We start from the raw sequence: 21,891 nt of genomic DNA, 5'->3' as shown, positions 1-21,891 counted from the left end.
GTGTGCGATGGCTGGATATTTCGAGCTCGTGGACGCGCCCGACGGCGGCTTCCGGATTCGGATGCTTGACGGGGCAGGAAGCCTGATGGCAATTTCAGTCACGTTTCCCACGAAGCGGGCAGCTGTGGCCGGAATAGCCCAGGCCCGCGAAATAGCCGGCACCGGGCTCATCCGGGACCGCAGCGCCGGCGGGCAGGCCGCGCCGGCAGGGCCGCTCTCCAGGGTGTCCAGGAGGACCGCCGGAGGCGCGGGCCGCGGAACCTCCTTGTCCGGCGGATCGCTGGCTGCCGGTAAACGCGCCCGCGCCCACCACTGACCTGCGTCCTGACAGTCCCCGCCGCCTTGGCCCCGCAGACCGCATGATCACAGTCCCGCCCCGTGACCGGCGCCAGGCCGCCGTGCTGTTCGACGTCGACGGCACCCTGGTTGACTCCGTCTACCTGCACACCCTGGCCTGGTGGCAGGCGTTCCGGCAGGCCGGTTATGACGTGCCGATGGCGAGCATTCACCGCTCGGTCGGCATGGGCGGTGACAGGATCCTCGCCGGGCTGCTGCCGGCTGGCCGGGACAAGGACGAGGACAGCGCGATCATGGCCTCGCACGCCGCCGTGTTCGGCACGTTCTGGCCCGCCCTGCGTCCGCTGGATGGTGCCCGCGAGCTGCTGGCGCGGTGCCACGACGGCGGGCTCGCCGTGGCGCTGGCGTCCTCCGCCAGGCAACGGGACCTCGAAGTGCTGCGGGCCGTGATCGGCGCCGATGCCTTCATTGACGCCGCCACGAGCTCGGCCGACGCCAAGGAAAGCAAACCGGCGCCGGACATCCTCGTCGCCGCCCTCAACTCCCTGGGTGTGCCGGCTTCGGACGCCGTCTACGTGGGCGACGCCGTGTGGGACATCTACGCCGCAGGCAACCTCGACATCCCGGCCATCGGACTGACGTGCGGCGGCACCAGCGCAGCGGAACTCCGGGACGCCGGCGCCGTCGAAATTTACAGCAGCCCCCGGGAGCTGCTGGAAAATCTCGGGGACAGCGCGATAGGACGGCTCGCCGCCCACGTCCGCCCGGGCGGGCGGATTCGCCCGCGGACGTCAGGCGGCGGGGTTCCGCCACCCTCACGCCCTTAGCCAGCCGCTACAGTGTGTCCATGAATTCATCCGGGGATCAGGAATCCGCGCCGTCCCGGCAGGGGCGGCTGGCCCGGCTCGCGGTGCCGCTTCTGGCCGTGGCCCTGCTGGCGGCGGGCGTGGTCTTCTTGTCGCTGCCGGTGCGCCAGGAGGAGTTCGGCTGGTTTGCCTACGCCCCGCTGTCCCAGCAGACTTTTGCCGCCCCGGGCCTGTTGATCATGGATGCGGGGAAATGGGCGGGCGTCGTGCTGGTCGGTCTCGGACTGTTGACGCTCGCGTTCTGGACGGGCTTCCGCGCGGGCCGGCGCGTCAGCCGGCACTCCGGCTGACGCGGGGACGGCCGGACCTTATCGCTATGACACGTGGCCGCAATGTTGGCGCGGAACACTGTCCTGCTGCGGGATCTCGGCATACGCTAGCCGGATGACACGACAGCACCTGCCCGGCCGAGTAGCCGTAGTCACCGGCGCAGGCTCGGGGATCGGCCGGGCGGTCGCCCGGCTCATGCTTGCCGACGGGTACCGGGTGGTGCTGGCCGGCCGGCGGGAAGCGCAACTGCTCGAGACCGGGGCGGGCCATGCCCAGGCTCTTGCCGTTCCCTGCGATGTCACCATGCCCGACGACGTCGAGCGGCTTTTCGCCGCCGCCCACGAGCGGTGGGGACGGGTGGACGTGCTGTTCAACAATGCCGGTGTTTTCGGTCCGGCCGGCTCCGTGGACGAGATCAGCCTCGCAGACTGGGATGCCACGGTGGCGGTGAACCTGACGGGCTCGATGCTGTGCGCCGCCGCGGCCGTCCGGGCGATGAAGGAACAGTCCCCCCAGGGCGGACGGATCATCAACAACGGTTCGATCGCCGCACATTCACCCCGGCCCCGGACGGTCGCCTACACCGTCACCAAACATGCCATGACCGGGTTGACCAAGAGCATCGAACTCGACGGCCGCGGTTTCGGCATCAGCTGCGGGCAGATCGACATCGGCAACACGGCCACGGAGCTGATGGACGCGATCGGCGTCGGCTCCGGGGCGGTCCAGGCCGACGGCAGCAGCCGCGTGGAGCCGACCTTCCCGGTCGAGGACGCCGCGCGTGCGGTGCTGCTGATGGCCGGGATGCCGCCCTCCGCCAGCGTCGGATCCCTCGTGATCACCGCCGCCGGGATGCCGTTCATCGGACGCGGCTAGCCCGGGCGCAGCCGCCTAGAGCGGGAGCAGGCCGGACAGGTCGGCGCGCAGCCCGGATGCGGCCACCCGGCCGGCGTCGACGGCGTCCGCCCAGCTCAACTGCCCGCTGACCATCGCCAGCCAGGTGGCGGCGTCGCACTCGATAACGTTCGGGGGAGTGCCGCGGGTGTGCCGGGGGCCCTCCACACACTGGGTGACGCCGAACGGCGGGACGCGCACTTCCACTGAATTCCCAGGTGCCCGCGCGGTGACCTCCTCCAGGGAGTAGCGCACCGCCGTCGCGAGCGTGCTGCGGGGGACCCGGGGGCCGGCTTCGGGGCTGGCGGCATCTGCGGCGTCCGGCCCGGGGGCGGTGGCTGACTGCCAGGCGGCGAGGGCTGCATGGCCCTCGTCGAGGGCTATGCGACGTCGTGGAACCACCACTATTTTGCCTCCCGGCCGATCCAAAGCGTTGGCGGCAAACCGCTCAGGCCGCATCTGCATCCACCTTACCCTCACCCTTTTCGCCCGGAGTCCCGGCGTTCCGTGGCACCAGCATCATATTAACTATGTCGAAAAACATGTAGCTTGAATATAAAGTAAAACAGTTGTAGTTTTACTTTACGGGTTGCACCAGTGGAATCCGCGCCTGTTGTCATGACCGACAAGGGGACATGATGACAGCAAGGATGAGCCAGATGCCGTTTTCCCGGCCCCGCAGAGGGTCTCTGGTCCTGCTGGCGTTCGCGCTGGTCGCGGCGCTCACCGGAAGCATGGCGAGTGCACCGGATGCCTCGGCTGACGCCGGGTGCCCTGCGGGAACAGCGATGAACATCGTGGCCCACCAGGACGATGACCTGCTGTTTCAGAGCCCCGGGCTCCTCTCGGCCATCCGCGACGGGTTGTGCGTGCGCACCGTCTACCTGACGGCCGGCGATGCCAACGACTCCGAGGCCTACTGGTCCGCGCGGGAGGACGGTGTGAAGGCCGCCTACGCCCACCTCGCCGGGGTTGCCGACGCCTGGACGACCGCCGACGCCGGGATTGCCGAGCACCCGATTCCGGTGGCCACCCTTGACGGGGCAACAAAGCTCTCGCTGGCCTTCATGCGGCTGCCGGACGGGCACCGCGACGGAAGAGGCGGGTCCGACTACGGTTACGAAAGTCTCCAGAAGCTCTACAGCGGAGCGATCAGCACCATCACGGCCGTCAACGACTCGTCCTCGTACACGCTCCCGGAGCTTCGGGGCACGTTGCTGGCGTTGATGAACAGCTACCAGCCGGACCAGATTTCCACGCTGGACTTCGCGGGTACCTTTGGCGACGGAGACCACAGCGACCACCACACCGTCGCCTACCTCGTGCTCGCCGCGCAGCAGCTTTACACCCTGCCCCACACGATCACCGGCTACCAGGGCTACCCCATCTCCCAACGCCCGGCCAACGTGGTCGATCCCGATCTGACGGCCAAGACCGATGCCTTCCTGGCCTACGCCCAGCACGATTCCAAGACCTGCACCACAGCCCTTGATTGCTCCAACAACTCGGTCGGAAACTGGCTTTCCCGGTCCTACACCGTGCCGCCGACTGCAGTGGCGCCGGTTGCCGGCGCGGAAAGCACCAACATCGAAGGCGACCCCGCCAACGTCGCGGCCTCGGCGTCGGTCACCGCCAGCTCCCAGAACACGGCCTCAGGCCAGACCGCCGTGAAGGCCGTCGACGGCGTCATCGCCGGCCACCCGGTCGACGCCACCCGGGAGTGGGCGACTGTGGGCGGCCGGGCCGGAAGCTACCTCGATCTCGCCTTCCCCGCGGCCGTCACCCTGAACCGGGTGGTGCTTTATGACCGGCCCAACGCCAGTGACCAGATTACCGGCGGCAGCCTCAGCTTCTCCGACGGAACCACCGTCTCGGTGCCCGCCCTGGACAACGCCGGCCAGGCGACCAGCATCAGTTTCCCCGACACTGCCACCACGAACCTGCGGCTGACTGTCACCACCGTCAGCGGCACCACCCGAAACGTCGGACTCGCCGAACTCCGGGCCTACTTGGGCACTGAGGCGCCTGCGCCGACTGCGCCCCTTACTGAGGCGCCTGCGCCCGTTACCGAGGCCCCCGGCCCAGCTGTCCCGGGCACGGAAGCCGCCAACGTCGCGTCCTCAGCCGCGGTCACGGCCAGCTCCCAGAACACGGCCTCCGGCCAGACCGCCGTGAAGGCCGTTGACGGCGTCATTGCCGGTCACCCGGTCGATGCCACCCGGGAGTGGGCCACGGTGGGCGGCCGGGCCGGAAGCTACCTGGATCTCGCCTTCCCCACCGCTGTCACCCTGAACCGGGTGGTGCTCTATGACCGGCCCAACAGCAAGGACCAGATCACCGGCGGCACCTTGAGCTTCTCCGACGGGACCACCGTGCCGGTGCCTACTCTGGACAATGCCGGCCAGGCAACGAGCGTCAGCTTCCCCGACACCTCCACCACGAGCCTGCGGCTGACCGTCACCACCGTCAGCGGCACCACCAGAAACGTGGGGCTCGCCGAACTCCAGGCCTACACCGGCACCGGGGCGCCCGCGCCGACGGCCCCCGATGCCGCCAATATCGCGGCTTTGGCATCGGTCACCGCCAGTTCCCAGAACGACGCCGCGGGACAAACCGCCGTGAAGGCGATCGACGGCGTCATCGCCGGCTACCCGGTCGACTCGACCCGGGAATGGGCGACTGTGGGAGGCCGGGCCGGAAGCTACCTCGACCTCGCCTTCCCCGCCACCGTCACCCTGAACCGGGTGGTGCTGTATGACCGGCCGAACGCCAAGGACCAGATCACCGGCGGCACCCTGACCTTCTCCGACGGATCCACCGTCGCGGTGCCTGCCCTGGACAACGCCGGCCAGGCGACCAGCATCAGCTTTCCTGACACCGTCACCACGAGCCTGCGGCTGACCGTCACCACCGTCAGCGGCACCACCAGAAACGTCGGGCTCGCCGAACTGCAGGCCTACCTGAATTAACTGCCGCCGCCCGGTCTCGCGTCCGGTTGGGCAGTCCAGCCCGCCGTCGGGCGGTGCCGGTTAGTCGAGCAGTGCCGAGACGGCGTGGCCCAGGCGGATTTTACCCACCGGACGGCCGCCGCCGAGTACTGGGGTGACCACCTTGTCCAGGACACTGGCCACTTCCGGGACGTCAACGGCGCCAGCCGCCGCCAGCAGGGTCAGCCCGACGAGCGTGGTGGCCCGGATGTTGCCGTCGAGGATCTTGATGGCGACGGAGGCGCCCGTGGGGGTGGCCATCACCAGCACACCCTCGGCGCCGATCTTTGCGAGGATGCCGAGGTCGTCCATGACGATAGTGTTGCATTCACCCTTGCCCTGTACGGCCCACGGGTAGTCCAGCATCGACGTCGCGATGGTGGCGGCGCGGGCGTTGGAGTTCTTATCCCCGGGGGCCTTGGCCAGCTTGGAGAAGGCCCGCGCCAGACCGGTCAGGGAGACGGCGGCCACGGGAGCGCCGCAGCCGTCGATGCCGAGGTGGGCGATGCTTTCGCCGCAGTATTCCTCGATGACGGACCGGATCCGCTGCTGCAACGGGTGGTTGGGCTCGAGGTAGCTGTTGGTGTCCCAGCCGTTTTCGGTGCAGGCCCAGAGAAACGCGGCGTGCTTTCCGGAGCAGTTGAAAGCGAGCTTGGACTTGCCCCGCTCGGCGCGGACCAGCCAGTTCCTGGCGGTCTCGTCCTCGGGCCAGGCTGTCGGGCACTGGAGCTGCTCTTCCCTGACGCCGGCGGCCTTAAGCATGCCTTCGACGACGTCCATGTGGTCCAGTGAGCCGACGTGGCTGCCGCAGGCGATCGCTGCCTGCGCGCCGCGCAGGGGCACGCCTGACTGCATGGACGCGAGGGCCTGCAGCGGCTTAAGTGTGGACCTGGCGTAGATCGGGGTGGTGATGTCGCCCAATTCGGTGACGACGGTGCCGTCCCCGGCAATGAGGACGGCGGAGCCGATGTGCCGGGACTCCACAAAGCCGCTGCGTTCAACGACAGCCAGTTCGACGGCGGACTCGACGGTGAAGGTGGCGTGTGAATTCAGGGGCATGCAGCAAGTCTATGGTGCCCGGCGGTGATACCCCGTTATTCCACGGTCACCATCAGCGACTGCCAGCCGGAGGCGCCGTCGGGCACTGGATCCGCGCGCTGCTCCGTCTGGACCTCGCCGGTTCCGTCGGTGGCGCGGGCCTTGATGTAATGCGGGCCCGGGGTCGCTTCCCAGTCGAAGGACCACTGCCGCCAGGTGATGAGGGAGGCCTCCGTGGAGAGCACGGCCTCCGTCCAGGGTCCGTTGTCGATCTGCACCTCGACCTTGGTGATGCCGCGCGTCTGGGCCCAGGCTGTGCCCCCGATCGCCACCCGCCCGGCCGGAACCTTCGCGAAGGACTTTGGGACTTCCACCCGGGCCATGGTCTTAATGGGGCCGCGCTCGGACCAGCCGCGCTGCGTCCAGTAGGCTTTGCTGTCCGCGAAGCGGGTGACTTCCAAATCCACGACCCATTTGGTGGCGGAGACGAAGCCGTACAGGCCGGGGACGACCATGCGTACCGGATACCCGTGTTCGAGCGGGAGCGCTTCGTCGTTCATGCCGAACGCCAGCATGGCGTCGCGGTCGTCCTGGAGGACCTCGAGCGGGGTCGAGGCGCTGAAGCCGTCGATCGAGGTGGAGAGCACCATGTCTGCGCCGTCCTTGGGCCCCGCCATTTTGAGCAGGTCGCGGATGGGCATGCCCAGCCATTTGGCGTTGCCGGCGAGATTTCCGCCGACCGGGTTGGATACGCAGGTCAGGGAGACGTGGGATTCAATCAGGTCCGCGTCGAGCAGGTCCTGGAAACTGAGCCGGATTTCCCGTTCCACCAGGCCGTGGACACGCAGCTCCCAGTCCTGGGCGTTGATTTCGGGCACGCTCAGGGCGGTGTCAATGCGGTAGAAGTCGTTGTTGGGCGTCAACCACGGCGTGACCCCGGGAGCTTTGGACTGCACTCCGGCGGGGACGGCCGGGGCCGGTTTCGCCGGCGCGGGGAGTTGCAGGGCCTCGCGCGCCTGGGCCACGTTGCTGCGGGCCGCGCTGAGCAGGCGCCCTCCGGTCGCGGCGATGGCCGAGGCCGCCGCGGTGACTCCGGTCGCGGCGAAGAAGGCGCGGCGGCTGGTGGCGGGGCGTTCCGGTTCCTTGGCGGCCAGGTCCGAGTCCATGTCCGGCCATTGCTGCATCCGCCACAGCCGCGTGATCAGGAAACGGAGGACAATCAGCCCTGCCACCGTGCCGATCACTGAGGGAATCGCGTCCAGCGGTTCGACCCCGGCCCGCGTCACGACGGCGCCCACGATCACGGCGCCCATCAGCAGCACGCCGGCGACGCCGAGGGCCCACTTGCGGTACGCCACAATGCCCAGGACACAGGCGAGCAGCAGGATGGTCACCGCCATGCCGACGAACAGGGCGAGCTTGTCATTGGTGCCGAAGGTGGCGATCGCGAAATCCTTCAGCCACGACGGCGTGAAGTCGATGAAGGTCGAGCCGAGGGCGATCACCGGCGTCGCCCGTGCCGTGAAGAACGCTCCGATCAGTTCCGCCACGGACAGGACGACGGCGGCCGCAGCGACCCCGGCCAGCGCCGCGAGGACAGTGGGGCCGGTCAGCCGCTTCGAGGCTGTGTGTTGGCCGGGCCGCTTCCGGGCGGGCTTCTCTATCCTGAGTTCTTCCGCGCGGGGCGTCTGCATGCTGGGCTTGTCCATACTTGGTCTTCGAAGCAGTACGGGCCGCGGATTGCCCGCCGGGGGTGGCGGCACCTCCGGGGGACATGTCCTCCCTTGGGGCTCAGGGATGGGCATGTTGGCATTATGTCCGGTGGGCGCGGCCAGGACTGGGCACGTCCAGTGGGGCTGACGGCGACATCGCGGGACATGTCCTCCCTTGGGGCTCAGGGATGGGCATGCTGGCATTATGTCCGGTGGGCGCGGCCAGGAGTGGGCATGTCCCGTGGGGCGCGCGGTGGGCAGCGGCCAGGAGTGGGCATGTCCCGTGGGGCGCGCGGTGGGCAGCGGCCAGGGGTGGGCATGTCCACCGGTGGTCACAGCTTAGGAGCCTGCCCGGTCCACAAAGTACCCTTGGGAACTGTGAAGGTACTTGTCATCGGCCCCGGCGGCCGCGAACACGCCATTGTCCGATCCTTGCTTGCCGACCCGAACGTGTCCGAGGTCCACGCGGCCCCGGGCAACGCCGGCATCAGCAAGCTGGTCCCCACACACGCCATCGACGCGAACGACCCCGACGCCGTCGCGGCCCTGGCCACCAAGCTCACCGTTGACCTTGTGGTGGTCGGCCCCGAGGCGCCGCTTGCCGCCGGAGTGTCCGACGCCGTCCGCGCCGCCGGCATCCCCGTGTTCGGTCCCAGCAAGGCCGCGGCCCAGCTCGAAGCCTCCAAGGCCTTCGCCAAGGAGGTCATGGCCGAGGCCGGTGTCCCCACCGCCATGGCCCGGGTCGCCGGCAACGCCGAGGAAGCCGCGGACGCGCTCGACACCTTCGGTGCCCCCTACGTGGTCAAGGACGACGGACTCGCAGCAGGCAAGGGCGTGGTCGTCACCAACAACCGGGACGAGGCCCTCGCACATGCGCAGAGCTGCTTCGATGCCGGCGGCACGGTAGTGATCGAGGAATTCCTCGATGGCCCCGAGGTCTCGGTCTTCGTCCTCTGCGACGGCCTTAACACCGTCGCGCTCTCCCCGGCCCAGGACTTCAAGCGGATCTTCGACAACGACGAAGGCCCCAATACCGGCGGCATGGGCGCCTACACCCCGCTGGAATGGGCACCCGAAGGCCTCGTCCAGGAAGTCCTCGACCGGGTCGCCCAGCCCACGGTCAACCAGATGGCGCACCGCGGCACCCCGTTCGTCGGTGTCCTGTTCGTCGGCCTGGCCCTGACTTCCCGGGGCACCCGCGTGATCGAATTCAACGTCCGCTTCGGCGATCCGGAAACCCAGGCCGTCCTCGCCCGCCTCAAGACCCCCCTCGGCGGGCTGCTGATGGCAGCCGCGAAGGGCGGACTGGACAAGGTCCAGCCGCTGCGCTGGTCGAGGGAAACCGCCGTCGCCGTCGTCGTCGCCGCCGAAAACTACCCCGACAAGCCGCGCACCGGCGACCGCATCCGGGGACTCAAAAAAGCCGAGTCCGTCGAGGGCGTCCACGTGATCCACGCCGGGACCAGGCTCGACGACGAAGGCAAGGTGGTGTCCGCCGGCGGACGGGTTCTCGCCGTGGTGGCGCTCGGCACGGACCTCGTGGAGGCCCGGGAACGGGCGTACGACGGCGTTGAACTGGTCCACTTGGAGGGCAGCCAGTTCCGCACCGACATCGGCGGCAAAGCGGCCCGCGGCGAGATCAAAGTGCAGACGCCCGGCGGCCCCGCCGCGACGAAAGCGAAGGCCTGAGCATGTCCACCCCCGAATCCTCCGTGCCGGAAGCCACTGCACCCGCCTCGGCGGAGCCCAAGGGCGGCCTGGACACCGCAACCCTGGACCTGCCCGGCTGGAAGCACATCTACTCCGGCAAAGTCCGTGACCTCTACGTCCCGGCGGATCAGTCCATCACGGAGCGCATCGGCCAGGAGTGCGTCCTTGTCGTGGCCAGCGACCGGATCAGCGCCTATGACCACGTCCTCGCCAGCGAGATCCCCGACAAGGGCCGCGTCCTGACCCAGCTGAGTCTCTGGTGGTTCGAGCAGCTCGGCGTGGAGCACCACGTGCTCGCGTCCACGGTCGAGGCCGGCGTGCCCGCCGCGGTGGAGGGCCGGGCGATGATCTGCAAGAAGCTGGACATGTTCCCGATCGAATGCATTGCCCGCGGCTACCTCACCGGCTCGGGCCTCCTGGAGTACCGGCAGTCCGGCACCGTGTGCGGCCTTCCGCTGCCCGACGGGCTGGTGGACGGGTCCCGGCTGGATGCGGCCATCTTCACCCCCTCCGCGAAGGCTGAGGTGGGCGAGCATGACGAGAACATCACCTACGACGCCGTCGTGGAAACCGTGGGGGAGGACATCGCCTCCCGGCTGCGCGAGCTCACGCTGGAGATTTACACGAAGGCCGAGGAGATCGCCCGCGCCCGCGGCATCATCCTTGCCGACACCAAGGTGGAATTCGGCGTTGACGCCGCCACCGGCGTCATCACGCTCGGCGACGAGGTGCTGACCCCGGACTCCTCCCGGTTCTGGGACGCGGCCACCTATGAGCCGGGCAAGGCCCAGCCCTCCTATGACAAGCAGTACGTCCGTGACTGGCTGACCTCGGCTGAATCCGGCTGGGACAAGTCCTCGGACGTGACGCCGCCTCCGCTGCCGGCCGACGTCGTCGCCCGTACCCGCAGCCGCTATGTCGAGGCCTACGAAAAGCTCACCGGCCGGACGTTCGCCTAGGCCGTCGCGCGGACCGGGCCGGCTAGGTTCCGGTGGACGAGGCGGCCTGCGCGCGGCGCTGGGCGAGCCGGATCTCCAGTACGGCGTCCATGGCCTGCTGGACCCGGTCCGAGGCGCCGGCCGCGCTGAATTCCTTCTGGGCTTCCTGGAGATAGACGAGGGCCTCGTCGGATTCGCCGGCAGCCTTGAGCGCCTTGCCGAGCAGCAGCGCCACCTCGCCGGCGACGTGCTTGGCGAGCGCATCCTTTTCGGCGTGGATTTCGCGCAGTTTCTGCACTGCCGCCACGATGTCACCGGTCAGGTAGAGCCAGCGGGCCCGGATGAACGCGACCTCGAGCTGGTCCGTCTTGTTGCCGCCAACGATCGAGAGCGCCAGCTCGGCGCGCTCGATCGACGTCAGGGTCTCAGGTTCCACGATCCCGGAGGACAGCCGGACGGCGGCCGAGGCTTTGTTGAACCGCGCCCAGAGGTCAATGTCATTGGCGGGGGAGAGCAGCTGGGCCGCCCGCTCGTGGTACTTGATGCCCTCCGTGTAGTCATGGCGCATGAAGGCCACGTTGCCGATCACCCAGGCGACCTCGCCGGCGAGCTGGGTCATGGAGTGTTCATCCATCTGCTCGTTCATGGCCTGGCAGTACTCCCAGGCCTCATCCAGCCGGCCGCTTTCGGCCAGTGCACCGATGAGGGCGCGCAACGCGCCAATGATCAGGGTGGAACCCTTGGGCAGCTCGGCGCAGAGCCGCACGGCTTCCTGCGCGTGTTCGACGGCGACTGCCAGCTGCCCCTGGCCGTGGCACACGGCCGCGAGCATCTGCCGCGCACGGACCCCCAGGCCTGCCGATTCGGCGGCCATGGGGTGGTCCAGCAGCCGCTGCACAAGGTCCTGGCATTCCTTCAGCTGGCCCTGCTTCATCAGGCACTCGGCCTGCATGTAGGTCATGTTCCACCAGGCGCTGGTGTTCTTGGCCTCAAGGGCTATCTGGGCCGCAGCCGCGGCGTGGGTCGCCGCCAGCGCGTAATCCCTGAGGTCCCAGGCCTGGCGGGCATAGAGGCCCGCCAGAACATACTCGGCGTCGCTGACCGACACCGGCTGGCTCCACGCCTCCAGCGCCTTGGGGGCGAGTTCGAGCCGGCGGGCCAGTTCCTCGATCACGTCCGCGGTCGGTTCACGGCGCCCGGTCTCCAGCAGGGAGATGTAGCTGGGCGAGTACAGATCGCGGCCCAGTTCCGCTTGCGTCAGGCCGCGTTCGAGCCGTTCCGCTCGGAGTTTCTCCCCGAATCCGTTCCCCACGGATACCTCCTAATTCCGGACAGTCTTTGTACTAAATGCTTGACAGTCTCTGTGCAAGCCATTTTACAATGTATGTCAACAAGGGCTCGTACTGGCTTTGTAATGTGTCCGACTCGCGTTTCCAACCCGTATTGAGGAACCCACATGATCAAGAAGATCGCAGCTTCCGTCGCCCTGGCGGGGGCGCTGGCTCTCTCCGCAGCGGCTCCCGCAGTCCTATCCGTCAGTGCTATCGGCAACTGGCCCGACCCCATGGGCAACAGCACCCTGGCGATCGGCAACTGGCCCGATCCCATGAGCTCCACCCAGGGCAGCCTCTCGGCCATCGGCAACTGGCCGGACCCGATGACTTTCTCCACCAACATTGGCAACTGGCCCGACCCCATGTAGGCAACAGCCCCTTTGAAAGCTCCGGGACAGGTGCGAACCCTGTCCCGGAGCTATTTTTGTGCCGGCCGATGGGCCGGGCGGGCAGCAGGAGAGCCAGGGCGCACAAAGAAGAGGGCCTTCCAGCTGGAAGGCCCTCTTCTTGATTGGTCGGGATGACAGGATTTGAACCTGCGACCTCGTCGTCCCGAACGACGCGCGCTACCAAGCTGCGCCACATCCCGATCCGTTACTTCAAAAGCAACTTCACAAGAGTATCCGATCAGGACCCCGGATGCGAAATCGGGCCGCCGGCGCCCCGCAACAGACGCCGCACAACCCCTGGCGTCTCAGACCAGCGAGTCCTTCCAGGCCCCGTGCAGCTGGGCGAAGCGGCCGCCGCCGCCGATTAGCTGTTCCGGGGTGCCGTCCTCGACGACCCGCCCGTCGTGGACCACGAGGACACGGTCGGCCGTCTCCACCGTCGACAGCCGGTGCGCGATGATAAGGGCGGTCCGGCCGCTGTCAGGGCCGATCCCGTGCAGCAGTCCCGCGAGGCCGGCCTGCACGAGCCGCTCGGACGGGATGTCCAGCGAGGACGTGGCCTCGTCCAGGATCAGGACGGCGGGCCGGGCCAGGAAAGCGCGGGCGAAGCTGATCAGCTGGCGCTGCCCGGCGGAGACGCGGCCGCCGCGCTTGTTGACGTCCGTGTCGTAGCCTTCCGGGAGCTCCTGGATGAAGTGGTGGGCTCCCACGGCCCTGGCGGCGGCCTCGATCTCCTCGCGGGAGGCCCCGGGCCGGCCCAGCGCGATGTTGTCCGCGACGGAGCCGCTGAACAGGAAGGCCTCCTGGGTGACCATCACGACGTTCCGGCGCAGATCCGCCGTCGCAAGCTCCCGCAGGTCCACGCCGTCGAGCGTGAGGGAGCCGGCGGAGACGTCATAGAAGCGGGCGATCAGCTTGGCGAAGGTGGACTTGCCGGCGCCGGTCTGGCCCACCAGCGCCACCGTCTGGCCGGCGGGAATGTGCAGGTCCAGGGTGGGGATGATGACGGGGCCGTCGCCGTAGCGGAATTCCACCCCGTTGAAGTCGATGGCACCCTTGGCATCGCGAAGGGCCACCGGGTTCCGGGGCGGCCGGACGGTGGGGACCTCCTCGAGCAGCCCGGAGACTTTCTCCAGCGCCGCCTGGGCGCTCTGGAAGGAGTTGTAGAACATGGCCATCTGGTCCACGGGCTGGAAGAAGCGCTTGGTGGACAGGATCAGGGCCAGCAGCACACCGACGGCGAGGTCGCCGCTGAGCACCCGGAAGCCGCCGAAGAGCAGGACGACGGCGACGCAGACATTGCCGATCAGCACCAGGCCGGGCTGGAAGATGCCGTTGAGGTTGATGGAACGGACCGTGACCTTGCGGTAGTCCTCGGAGAGTTCGGCGTAGCGGGCGGCGTTTTCGCGTTCCTTGCGGAAGGCCTTGACCGCGCGGATGCCGGTCATGGTTTCCACGAAGTGCACGATCAGCCGGGCCGAAACGACGCGGGATTCGCGGAATGCGATCTGGGAGTGCTTCTGGTACCAGCGGGCCAGGAAGTACATCGGCACGCCGGCGGCCAGGACCAGGAGCCCGCTCCGCCAGTCGAGGGCGAACACCGTCACGGCCGTGAACACCATAAACAGCATCCCCGAGGCCAGTGAGCTGATCCCGGAGTCCAGGAGTTCGCGCAGCGCCTCCAGGTCCGAGGTCTGCCGGGCAATGATGCGCCCCGAGGTGTACTTCTCGTGGAATTCCAGGCTGAGCCGCTGGGTGTGCCGGAAGACCCGGACGCGCAGGTCCAGCAGCATGGCCTGGCTCAGCCTCGCCGTCGAGGTCACATACAGGGCGGTGAGGCACGCCGTCGCGACGGCGGCGGCGAGGTAGGCGGCGCCGGTCAGCAGCAGGGGGAAGTTGTCGCCGGCGCGCAGGGCGGGCAGGGCCCGGTCGATGCCGAAGGCGATCAGCGCGGGACCGGCGACCCGCGCCGCCTGGGACAGCACGACGGCGGCAATGGTCAGCCAGAACCGCCGGCGGACCGGGCGGATGAGCGACCCCAGCAGGGCCAGCGAGCGGCGTCGGACGGTCTTGCTTTCGCTCTTGGACAGGTGCGCGTTGTCCTCGTTCGCGGTGCCGAAGGTTGCGCTGCTCATCGGGAAACCTCCTCGGCGTTGAAGCCTGACAGTTCGGAGTCAATCAGATCGGAGTCCAGGTCCCGCGGTTCCGGGTCGAGGTTGGCGATCACGTAGCGGTAGTGGCGGTTCTCCGCAAGTAGTTCGGTGTGGGTGCCGACAGCGGTGATCCGGCCGTCCTCCAGCAGCGCCACCCGGTCCGCCAGTGCCACGGTGGAGGGACGGTGGGCCACGATCAGCGTAGTGGTGTCGGAGAGCACCTCCCGCAGCCTGGTCTCGACGAGTTCCTCGGTGTGGACGTCGAGGGCGGAGAGCGGATCGTCCAGGACCAGGATCTTGGGGCGGGCGGCGATGGCCCGGGCCAGGGCAATGCGCTGCCGCTGCCCGCCGGAGAGGCTGAGCCCCTCCTCGCCGATCAGGGTGTCCAGGCCGTCCGGGAGCGAGTACGCAAAGTGGGCCTGGGCGACGTCGAGCGCCTCCTCGAGGGCGTCCTCGCGGCGCTCGGCCGGCAGGCCGGCCGGGGCGCCGAGCATAACGTTGTCACGGACCGAGCTGGAGAACAGGGTGGTGTCCTCGAACGCGACGGCGACCACCGTGCGGAGCTCTTCGACGCTGAACTCGCGCAAATCCACCCCGTCGATGGTGATGGACCCGTCGGTGACCTCGTAGAGCCGGGGGACCAGCTGGAGCAGGGCGCTTTTGCCGCTGCCGGTGATTCCTACCAGGGCCATCGTTTCGCCGGGCTTGATGTCCAGGTTGATGTCTTTGAGGATCGGCTTGTCCGGGGCGTCCTCGTAGGCGAAGGTGGCGCTGTTGAAGCTGAGGGCGCCCTTCAGCCCGGCGGGGCGGCGGGGCTGTTCGGGGCTGGTGATGGTGTTCTCCGAGTCCATGACCTCGAAGTGGCGGTCCACCGCGGTCTTGGCGGTGAGGGCCATGGCCAGCAGCATGCCGGAGAACTCCACCGGGGTGGCGATCACGGCGGCTGTGGCGAAGAAGGCCACGAGGGCGCCGATGCTCAGCTCGCCGGTGGCGGCCAGCATGACGCCGACGACGAGGCCGGCCCCGAGGGCCAGCTCGGGCAGGAGGGTGACGACGAGGCTGAAGGTTGCGAGGTGCTTGGCCTTGACGATCTCCGTCTGGCGGAGCTCCTCGGCCTGTTCGTTGAAGTTCTCCAGCGCCTCGCGGCTGCGGCCGAACGCCTTGAGCACGCGGATCCCGTGGACCGATTCCTCGACTGTGGTGGCGAGGTCGCCGGCCTGGTCCTGGCTGCGGCGGGCCACCTTGCTGAAGCGGGTGCGGAACCGGAAGCCATAGATCATGATCGGCACGGCGGCGGCGAGGAAGATCAGGGCCAGCTGCCAGCTCATCGTGAACATCACCACGACGCCGATCACGACCGTCAGCGTGGTCACCACGAGCATGATGGCGCCGAAAGCCATCCAGCGGCGCATGAAGTTCAGGTCCGTCATGGCGCGCGAGAGCAGTTGGCCGGAGCCCCAGCGGTCATGGAAGGAGACTGTCAGGTCCTGCAGGTGGTCGTAGAGGGACACCCGCATCCGCGTCTCGACCGTGGTGGCGGGGTTGATCACGAACTGCCGGCGCAGCGCCACGAGGCCGGCTTCGGCGATGCCGAGGCCCAGGATAAGGGCGGAGGCGATCCAGACCGCGTCAGCGCTGCCGCCGGGCTGGAGCGATTCGTTGACCAGCACCCGCAGCACCTGGGGGATGGTCAGGGCCACCACGCTGGCGAGCAGGGCGCAGATCAGTCCAAGGATCAGCCGCGGAATTATCGGCTTGACGTGGGGGTAGAGACGGCTGATGGAGGAGAAAAATGAGGTCTGCTTGGCCATGCCTGCTTCTTGAACGCACGTGCGGATATCTAACGCAACTGGATGTAGTTTCCTGTAGCAACTACCCTAGGCCATCTGGTGACCGGGTTCACATGAAAACGGACAGCATCAGGATCTCGCCCAGTAATTACATTCCGCAATGCTGCGCGGACCGCGTTGCCCGCGGGACATGTCCAGTCCGGGCCGCCGGACATGTCCAGTTCCGGGTGCGGGGAGTGGACATAAGACCACCCGCGGCGCGGGACATGTCCCGTTCCGGGTGCGGGGAGTGGACATAAGCCCACTATGTCCAGCGGTGGCGCCCAGGGGAGGGCATGTCCCGTGGTGGCGGGGGACGCGGGCAGGCTCAGGGTCGCGCGGTGAGCGTGATCAGCACGGCCTCGGGCTTGCAGGCAATCCGGACCGGGGCGAAGCGCGAGGTGCCGATGCCGCCCGAGACGTTCACCGGCGTCGTGCGTCCCTGGTTGTCCCAGTCGTGCAGTCCCTTGGCGCGCCAGGTCGGGAGGTCGCAGTTGGCGACGAGGGCTCCGAAGCCCGGCACGCAGATCTGGCCGCCGTGGGTGTGCCCGGCCAGCAGCAGGTCGGCGCCGTCCTCGGTGAAGTGGTCCAGGACGCGCTGGTACGGGGCATGGATGACGGCGACCCGCAGGTGCGGTTTGGTGTCCTGACCCTTGGTGCCCCGGGGCCAGCCGGCGTACCGTTCGAGCCCCAGGTGCGGATCGTCCACGCCGGAAAAGTCAACGCGCAGGCCCTTGATCACGAGCGACTGGCAGCGGTTGGTCAGGTCCACCCAGCCGCCCATGCCGAAGCCGGAACGGAGCCGCGGCCAGTCCAGCGGGGCCGGGTCCTTGGGCTTCGAGGACGGCCCCAGGAAGTACGCCGCCGGGTTCTTCAGCCGCGGCGCGAAGTAGTCGTTGGAGCCGGGAACGAAGACGCCGGGGAACTTCATCAGCGGGCGCAGCGACTCCAGCAGGGGTTCCACCGCCTTGACATGGCTGAGGTTGTCGCCGGTATTCACCACCAGGTCCGGCTCCAGCTCCCCCAGCGAGGACAGCCATTCGGCCTTCCGGTGCTGGCCGGGCACGAAGTGGATGTCGCTCAGGTGCAGGACCCGGATGGGCCCGAAGCCGGCCGGGAGGATCGGCAGGGTCTCTTCGCGCAGGACGAACTGGTTCTTCTCCCACAGTCCGTATCCGGCGGCGGCCGCGCCGGTCACGGCACCGGCGGCGGCGGTGACGGCAAGGCCGCGCCCGATGCTCCGGGCGCGGCCTGCCAGCGTCTCAAGCCCGGTCACGGCTTGGGCTCGTCTTCCTTCTTGTCCTGGCCCGGCGGGGCGGGCTCACTCGGCGCCGGGCTGGACGGTGCCGGGCTGGACGTTGCCGGGCCGGACGGCGCCGGCGTCGCCTGCGTGGACTGCCGGGGGGCCGGAGTCGGTGCCGGACCGTTCACCAGACTCGACGGCGGTGCCTTGAACGGGTCGGTGCCGTAGGCCGGTGCAACCTGGGTCATGTAGTTGGAGAACTGCGGGCCCGCGATCATGTAACCGTCGATGGCCTTGTAGAACTTGCCGTTGAGGGTCAGGTTGCGTCCCGGCCGGTCCTGGCCGCCCAGGGCGTCGCCGAACCAGGACGCCGTCGCCAGTCCGCTGGTGTAGCCGACGACCCAGGTGGAGTTGTTGGGGTCGTTGGTGCCGGTCTTGGCGGCGATCGGGAAGCTGGTCCGGGTCGAGATCCGCGGCTGGATCAGCGAGCCGGAGCCACGGTTGAGGACTTCCTGCAGCGCGAAGCTAACGCCGCGGGCAACCTCGGGTTTGATCGCGTCGCGGCAGTTGGCGGCCTGGGCCGGCAGCTGGGCGCCGCTGGCGTCGGTCACCGATTCAATCGCGATCGGCTCACAGTACTTGCCGTCGTTCGCGAAGGTGGCGAATGCGCTGGCCATGGTCAGCGGCGAGGTCTGGGTGGCGCCGAGCAGGTTGGACAGGCGTGTCATCGGAACGGGCTCGTTGGTCTGTCCGGCGTGGATTCCCGCGGCGTCGACGATTTTCTGGATGCCGCAGAGGTCCACCTGCGCCGCCGTGGCGAAGGTCATGGTGTTGATCGAGTTCGCCAGACCGTCGACGACGCTCATGTTCTTGTAGTAGCCGTCCTCGGCGTTCTGCAGGTCCTTAGCCGCGCCGAGGCCCTCTTCCGCGGTGTTGTACGCGCCGTCCACCCGGGTGGGGCAGGTGTTCTTCCACCGGTAGTTCAGCGGGTACTTGCGCACGGAGCCGTTGAGGATGGTGTTCATGGACTTGCCTTCGTCGAGCCACTGCGCGAAGGTGAACGGCTTCATCGTGGAACCGGGCTGGAAACCGCCCAGGCCGCCGAGGTCGTTGCCCTGGGCGTCCCGCATGTCCACGTTGAAGTTGATGACGTTGTTGAACTTTCCTTCGGCCTCCAGGAACTGCGTGTTCTGGGCCATCGAGATGATTTTGCCCGACCCCGGCTGCACGGAGACCAGCGAGGCACCCCACTTGTCCGGGTTTTCGCCGGCGGAGCCCTCAACCTGGGCCTGCGCCACCGCCTGGGCGTTCGGGTCCAGCGTGGTCTTGATCGTCAGGCCGCCGCGGAAGACCTTCCGCTCGCGCTCTTCGGCGTCGGCGCCGTAGGCGGGGTTGTTCAGCAGCAGGTGCAGCACGTAGTCGCAGAAGTAGGGGGCCGTCGCCGAGTAGGCGCAGCCCTGGCGCGCCGGCGTGACCTTCGTTTCCACCGGTGTGGCCACGGCGGCGTCGTAATCGGCCTGCTGGATTTTGCCCTGGGTCAGCATGGACTGGAGCACCAGGTCGCGGCGGGCCTGGGCGTTCTCCGGGTTGTTGATCGGGTCGAAGAAGGAGGGGCTGTTGACCAGGCCGGCCAGCAGCGCGGCCTGCGGCAGGGTCAGGTCCTTGGCGGTGGTGCTGAAGAAGAACTTGGAGGCGGCCTCGATGCCGTAGGCGTCGCGGTTGAAGAACACGATGTTGAGGTAGCCCTCAAGGATCTGCTCCTTGGTGAACTTCTTCTCCAGCGCGATGGCGAGCTTCATTTCCCGCAGTTTGTCGCCGACGCCCTTGTTCACGCCGTTGAGCAGAACCTGGTCGCTCTTTCCCTCGGCCTCGAGGGAGGAGTTGATGACGTTGTTCACGTACTGCTGGGTGATGGTCGACGCACCCTGCCGGTTGCCGCGGGCCGTGCTGACGAGGGCGCGCATGATGCCGGTGGTGTCCACGCCGCCGTGCTCATAGAAGCGGCTGTCCTCGATGGCGATCACCGCGTCCTTCACGTACGGCGACATCTGGTCGAGGGTGACCCGGGTGCGGTTCTCGGCGTAGAGGTTGGCGATTACGCTGCCGTCGGAGGCCAGGATCGACGTCGACTGGCTCGGCGGGTCGACCTGCAGTTCGGCCGGCAGGGTCTCGAAAAATTTGATCGATCCGCTGGCCGAGCTGCCGGTGACGGCGGCCGCAGGGACCAGCAGTCCCGCCACCAGGACGCCACAAATGGCGCTCACGCCCAGGAAAAGAAGGATCTTTCCGAGGGTGGTGGCCGTGTCAAATAAAGGGTTCTTACCAGTCGCCATGTTTTCCACTTTACCGGCAAGGACTAGGCTTTAGCTCATGACCAAATGGGAGTACGCCACGATTCCGCTCATTATTCACGCCACAAAGCAGATTTTGGACCAGTGGGGTGACGACGGCTGGGAGCTTGTCCAGGTTGTCCCCGGACCCGAAGGAAACGGCCTCGTTGCCTACCTGAAGCGGGAGAAGCAGTAGTCATGAGCACCCCCGCATCCGCCGTTCCGGGCGCCTCCGAGGGCTCCGGAACACCGGCCCACAGCACCGCCGAAGCGGGCGCGCCGTCCGCCGTCGAGCAGCGCCTGGCCGAGCTTGGCCTGAGCCTGCCGGAGGTCGCCGCCCCGGTTGCCGCCTACGTCCCCGCCGTGATCTCCGGTAACCACGTCTACACCTCCGGCCAGCTGCCGTTCATCAACGGCAAGCTCGAGGCGACCGGCAAGGTCTCCTCCGGGGCCGAAGGCGCGTCGGACGAGGCCACGGTCTCGCCGGAAGCCGCCAAACAGTATGCCGCGGTGTGCGCCGTCAACGCCCTGGCCGCCGTCAAGAGTGTCATCGGGGACCTGGACCGGATCACCCGGATCGTCAAGGTGGTCGGGTTCGTGTCCTCGGACCCGTCCTTCACCGGCCAGCCCGGTGTCATCAACGGCGCGTCCGACCTGCTCGGCAGGGTCCTTGGCGACGCCGGCCAGCACGCACGCTCCGCCGTCGGCGTTGCAGTCCTTCCCCTCGACTCCCCGGTTGAAGTCGAACTGATCGCTGAATTCGCCTAGAGGCCAGGTCCGTTTCCCGTGCCCCAATTAGCCCGACGCCTGTTTGCCCTTCCCCTGGATCTTGAGGGGGCGGCCCGCAGCTGGATTGAACACGGCGAGCGGACCCCCCGCGCGGCCCGGTTCGCGTCCTCCGTTGTGCTGCTGCGGGACTCGCCCACGGGCCTGGAGACCTGGCTGGGCTACCGGCCAGGGTCCTCGCCGCTGGGTGTCCTCGCCTTTCCCGGCGGGTCGCTGGAGGCCTCCGACGACGACGCCGTCGGCTGGCTGGGCCCCTCGCCGCAGCATTGGGCCGAGCACATGGGGACGGCCGACGTCGGACTCGCGCGCCGCCACGTGGTCGGTGCCATCCGTGAACTGTTCGAGGAAACCGGCATCCTCCTGGCAGGACCGGACCTGTCCACCTCGGTGGAAGCGACGTCCACGCCCGAATGGATGCGGGCCCGGGTGGCGGTGGCGGAGCAGGAGAAGTCCTTCACCGAGGTGCTCGCAAAACGCGGCCTCTCGGTGCGGACGGACCTGCTGAAGCCCCTGGTCAACTGGCTCAGCCCGGACTTCGCGCACCGCCGCTTCAACACCCGCTATTTCGCGGCCACGGTGCCGATGAACCAGCAGCCGTCGTTGCTGGCCAGCAAGGGTGTGTGGGGCCGCTGGGTGTGCGTCCGCAAGGTCATCGAGGGACGGAACACCTCCGCGCTCGGCGATGAGGTGGGCCAGGAGAACACGGTCGGACGCAGGCTCGGCGAACTGCTGGTTCCCGGTTCGGAGATCATGCTTGAGAAGATGGCCGCCGCCAACGGCTGCATCGCCTACCTGAGCTACAAGCGCAAGGCCCACGTCTACCAGCCGAAGCTCGTCGAGGAAGACGGCCAGCTCATGCTGGAGGTCGAGGCGGCCAAGACCGTCGCCGGAGTGCCCCAGCGCGAACGCTGACCCGGCCGCGCGCGCCGCGGGCCCGGGTTCCCGCTGGACATGCCCTTTGCCCACCCCGCCCTGCCGCTGGACATGTCCCCTGCTGGGCCGGGCCGGTGGACATGATGGCACTGTGTCCACTCGTTGCAGCCAGGAATGGGCATGTCCCGCGGGCACCGAAGGCCCGGGACGAGCGTGCCCTCCGCCCACCCCGCCCTGCCGCT

At 68.2% G+C, this 21,891-nt stretch carries 19 protein-coding genes and 1 tRNA gene; 11 read left to right on the top strand and 9 right to left on the bottom strand.

All coding sequences use genetic code 11. The features are described from left to right. Nucleotides 1-7 precede the first annotated feature (7 nt). The 4 genes from ABIB29_RS12335 (at nt 8) to ABIB29_RS12320 (ending at nt 2,309) form a co-directional block, all read left to right on the top strand. Entirely contained in the window at nt 8-316 is a 309-nt protein-coding gene (locus ABIB29_RS12335; RefSeq protein WP_354173091.1) for a YegP family protein, read from the top strand. 43 nt (nt 317-359) lie between these two features. Continuing rightward, entirely contained in the window at nt 360-1,124 is a 765-nt protein-coding gene (locus tag ABIB29_RS12330) for an HAD family hydrolase (protein ID WP_354173090.1), read from the top strand. A gap of 20 nt (nt 1,125-1,144) precedes the next feature. Next, nucleotides 1,145-1,453 carry a hypothetical protein gene (locus ABIB29_RS12325; RefSeq protein ID WP_354173089.1) on the top strand — a complete coding sequence of 103 codons (309 nt, stop codon included), beginning with the start codon at nt 1,145-1,147 and terminating at the stop codon, nt 1,451-1,453. Between the two features lie 94 nt (nt 1,454-1,547). After that, on the top strand, nt 1,548-2,309 hold the full coding sequence (locus tag ABIB29_RS12320) for an SDR family oxidoreductase (protein WP_354173088.1): 762 nt from the start codon (nt 1,548-1,550) through the stop codon (nt 2,307-2,309). A gap of 15 nt (nt 2,310-2,324) precedes the next feature. On the opposite strand, the gene ABIB29_RS12315 is transcribed toward ABIB29_RS12320, so the two are convergent. Then, nucleotides 2,325-2,732, bottom strand: coding sequence for a sterol carrier family protein (locus ABIB29_RS12315; protein WP_354173087.1), 408 nt, complete (start codon nt 2,730-2,732; stop codon nt 2,325-2,327). Between the two features lie 230 nt (nt 2,733-2,962). Here ABIB29_RS12315 and ABIB29_RS12310 point away from each other — a divergent pair, with 230 nt between their 5' ends. Continuing rightward, nucleotides 2,963-5,296: a PIG-L family deacetylase gene (locus ABIB29_RS12310; RefSeq protein ID WP_354173086.1), complete on the top strand. Its 2,334-nt coding sequence runs from the start codon at nt 2,963-2,965 to the stop codon at nt 5,294-5,296. A 60-nt stretch (nt 5,297-5,356) separates the two neighbouring features. Here the strand turns inward: ABIB29_RS12310 and ABIB29_RS12305 are convergent, their stop codons facing one another. Both ABIB29_RS12305 and ABIB29_RS12300 read right to left on the bottom strand, forming a co-directional pair. Beyond that, the gene (locus ABIB29_RS12305; RefSeq protein WP_354173085.1) at nt 5,357-6,373 is read right to left on the bottom strand and encodes an asparaginase; all 1,017 of its coding nucleotides are present in this window, start codon (nt 6,371-6,373) and stop codon (nt 5,357-5,359) included. A gap of 35 nt (nt 6,374-6,408) precedes the next feature. Further along, nucleotides 6,409-8,061: a molybdopterin-dependent oxidoreductase gene (locus ABIB29_RS12300; protein ID WP_354173084.1), complete on the bottom strand. Its 1,653-nt coding sequence runs from the start codon at nt 8,059-8,061 to the stop codon at nt 6,409-6,411. Between the two features lie 381 nt (nt 8,062-8,442). On the opposite strand from ABIB29_RS12300, the gene purD reads away from it, so the two are divergent. Beyond that, on the top strand, nt 8,443-9,753 hold the full coding sequence (purD, locus tag ABIB29_RS12295; RefSeq protein ID WP_354173083.1) for a phosphoribosylamine--glycine ligase: 1,311 nt from the start codon (nt 8,443-8,445) through the stop codon (nt 9,751-9,753). A 2-nt stretch (nt 9,754-9,755) separates the two neighbouring features. Beyond that, nucleotides 9,756-10,733: a phosphoribosylaminoimidazolesuccinocarboxamide synthase gene (locus ABIB29_RS12290; RefSeq protein WP_354173082.1), complete on the top strand. Its 978-nt coding sequence runs from the start codon at nt 9,756-9,758 to the stop codon at nt 10,731-10,733. Nucleotides 10,734-10,755: 22 nt separating this feature from the next. On the opposite strand, the gene ABIB29_RS12285 is transcribed toward ABIB29_RS12290, so the two are convergent. Then, a complete protein-coding gene (locus ABIB29_RS12285) occupies nt 10,756-12,024 on the bottom strand; it encodes a helix-turn-helix domain-containing protein (RefSeq protein ID WP_354173081.1) in 1,269 nt (422 codons plus the stop codon). A 144-nt stretch (nt 12,025-12,168) separates the two neighbouring features. Between ABIB29_RS12285 and ABIB29_RS12280 the strand changes: the two genes are divergently transcribed. After that, complete coding sequence (locus tag ABIB29_RS12280) at nt 12,169-12,414, top strand: hypothetical protein (RefSeq protein WP_354173080.1); 246 nt, start codon at nt 12,169-12,171, stop codon at nt 12,412-12,414. 144 nt (nt 12,415-12,558) lie between these two features. Here the strand turns inward: ABIB29_RS12280 and ABIB29_RS12275 are convergent. The 5 genes from ABIB29_RS12275 to ABIB29_RS12255 form a co-directional block, all read right to left on the bottom strand. Next, nucleotides 12,559-12,635 (bottom strand) — tRNA-Pro (locus tag ABIB29_RS12275). A gap of 105 nt (nt 12,636-12,740) precedes the next feature. Beyond that, nucleotides 12,741-14,570: an ABC transporter ATP-binding protein gene (locus ABIB29_RS12270; RefSeq protein WP_354173079.1), complete on the bottom strand. Its 1,830-nt coding sequence runs from the start codon at nt 14,568-14,570 to the stop codon at nt 12,741-12,743. Further along, nucleotides 14,567-16,399 (bottom strand): ABC transporter ATP-binding protein, encoded by a 1,833-nt coding sequence (locus ABIB29_RS12265; protein ID WP_354173078.1) that lies wholly within the window; start codon nt 16,397-16,399, stop codon nt 14,567-14,569. Before ABIB29_RS12265 ends, ABIB29_RS12270 begins: the two co-directional genes overlap by 4 nt. A gap of 346 nt (nt 16,400-16,745) precedes the next feature. Next, entirely contained in the window at nt 16,746-17,693 is a 948-nt protein-coding gene (locus ABIB29_RS12260) for a metallophosphoesterase (protein WP_354173077.1), read from the bottom strand. Beyond that, on the bottom strand, nt 17,690-19,993 hold the full coding sequence (locus ABIB29_RS12255) for a transglycosylase domain-containing protein (RefSeq protein WP_354173076.1): 2,304 nt from the start codon (nt 19,991-19,993) through the stop codon (nt 17,690-17,692). The genes ABIB29_RS12260 and ABIB29_RS12255 overlap by 4 nt, the downstream gene beginning before the upstream one ends. A 37-nt stretch (nt 19,994-20,030) precedes the next feature. On the opposite strand from ABIB29_RS12255, the gene sp36 reads away from it, so the two are divergent. The 3 genes from sp36 to ABIB29_RS12240 are packed head-to-tail and all read left to right on the top strand — an operon-like array spanning nt 20,031 to nt 21,688. Next, nucleotides 20,031-20,186 carry a Sp36 family protein gene (gene sp36, locus ABIB29_RS12250; protein WP_144671455.1) on the top strand — a complete coding sequence of 52 codons (156 nt, stop codon included), beginning with the start codon at nt 20,031-20,033 and terminating at the stop codon, nt 20,184-20,186. Between the two features lie 2 nt (nt 20,187-20,188). Continuing rightward, nucleotides 20,189-20,758 carry a RidA family protein gene (locus ABIB29_RS12245; RefSeq protein ID WP_354173075.1) on the top strand — a complete coding sequence of 190 codons (570 nt, stop codon included), beginning with the start codon at nt 20,189-20,191 and terminating at the stop codon, nt 20,756-20,758. Between the two features lie 18 nt (nt 20,759-20,776). After that, complete coding sequence (locus ABIB29_RS12240; RefSeq protein WP_354173074.1) at nt 20,777-21,688, top strand: NUDIX hydrolase; 912 nt, start codon at nt 20,777-20,779, stop codon at nt 21,686-21,688. Nucleotides 21,689-21,891 lie beyond the last annotated feature (203 nt).

Origin of the sequence: Arthrobacter sp. UYEF36, from assembly GCF_040547025.1 — a bacterium.
Taxonomy (GTDB): domain Bacteria; phylum Actinomycetota; class Actinomycetes; order Actinomycetales; family Micrococcaceae; genus Arthrobacter.
Note: the sequence above shows the minus strand (reverse complement) of the source record. Positions and strands in the feature narration are given on the sequence as shown.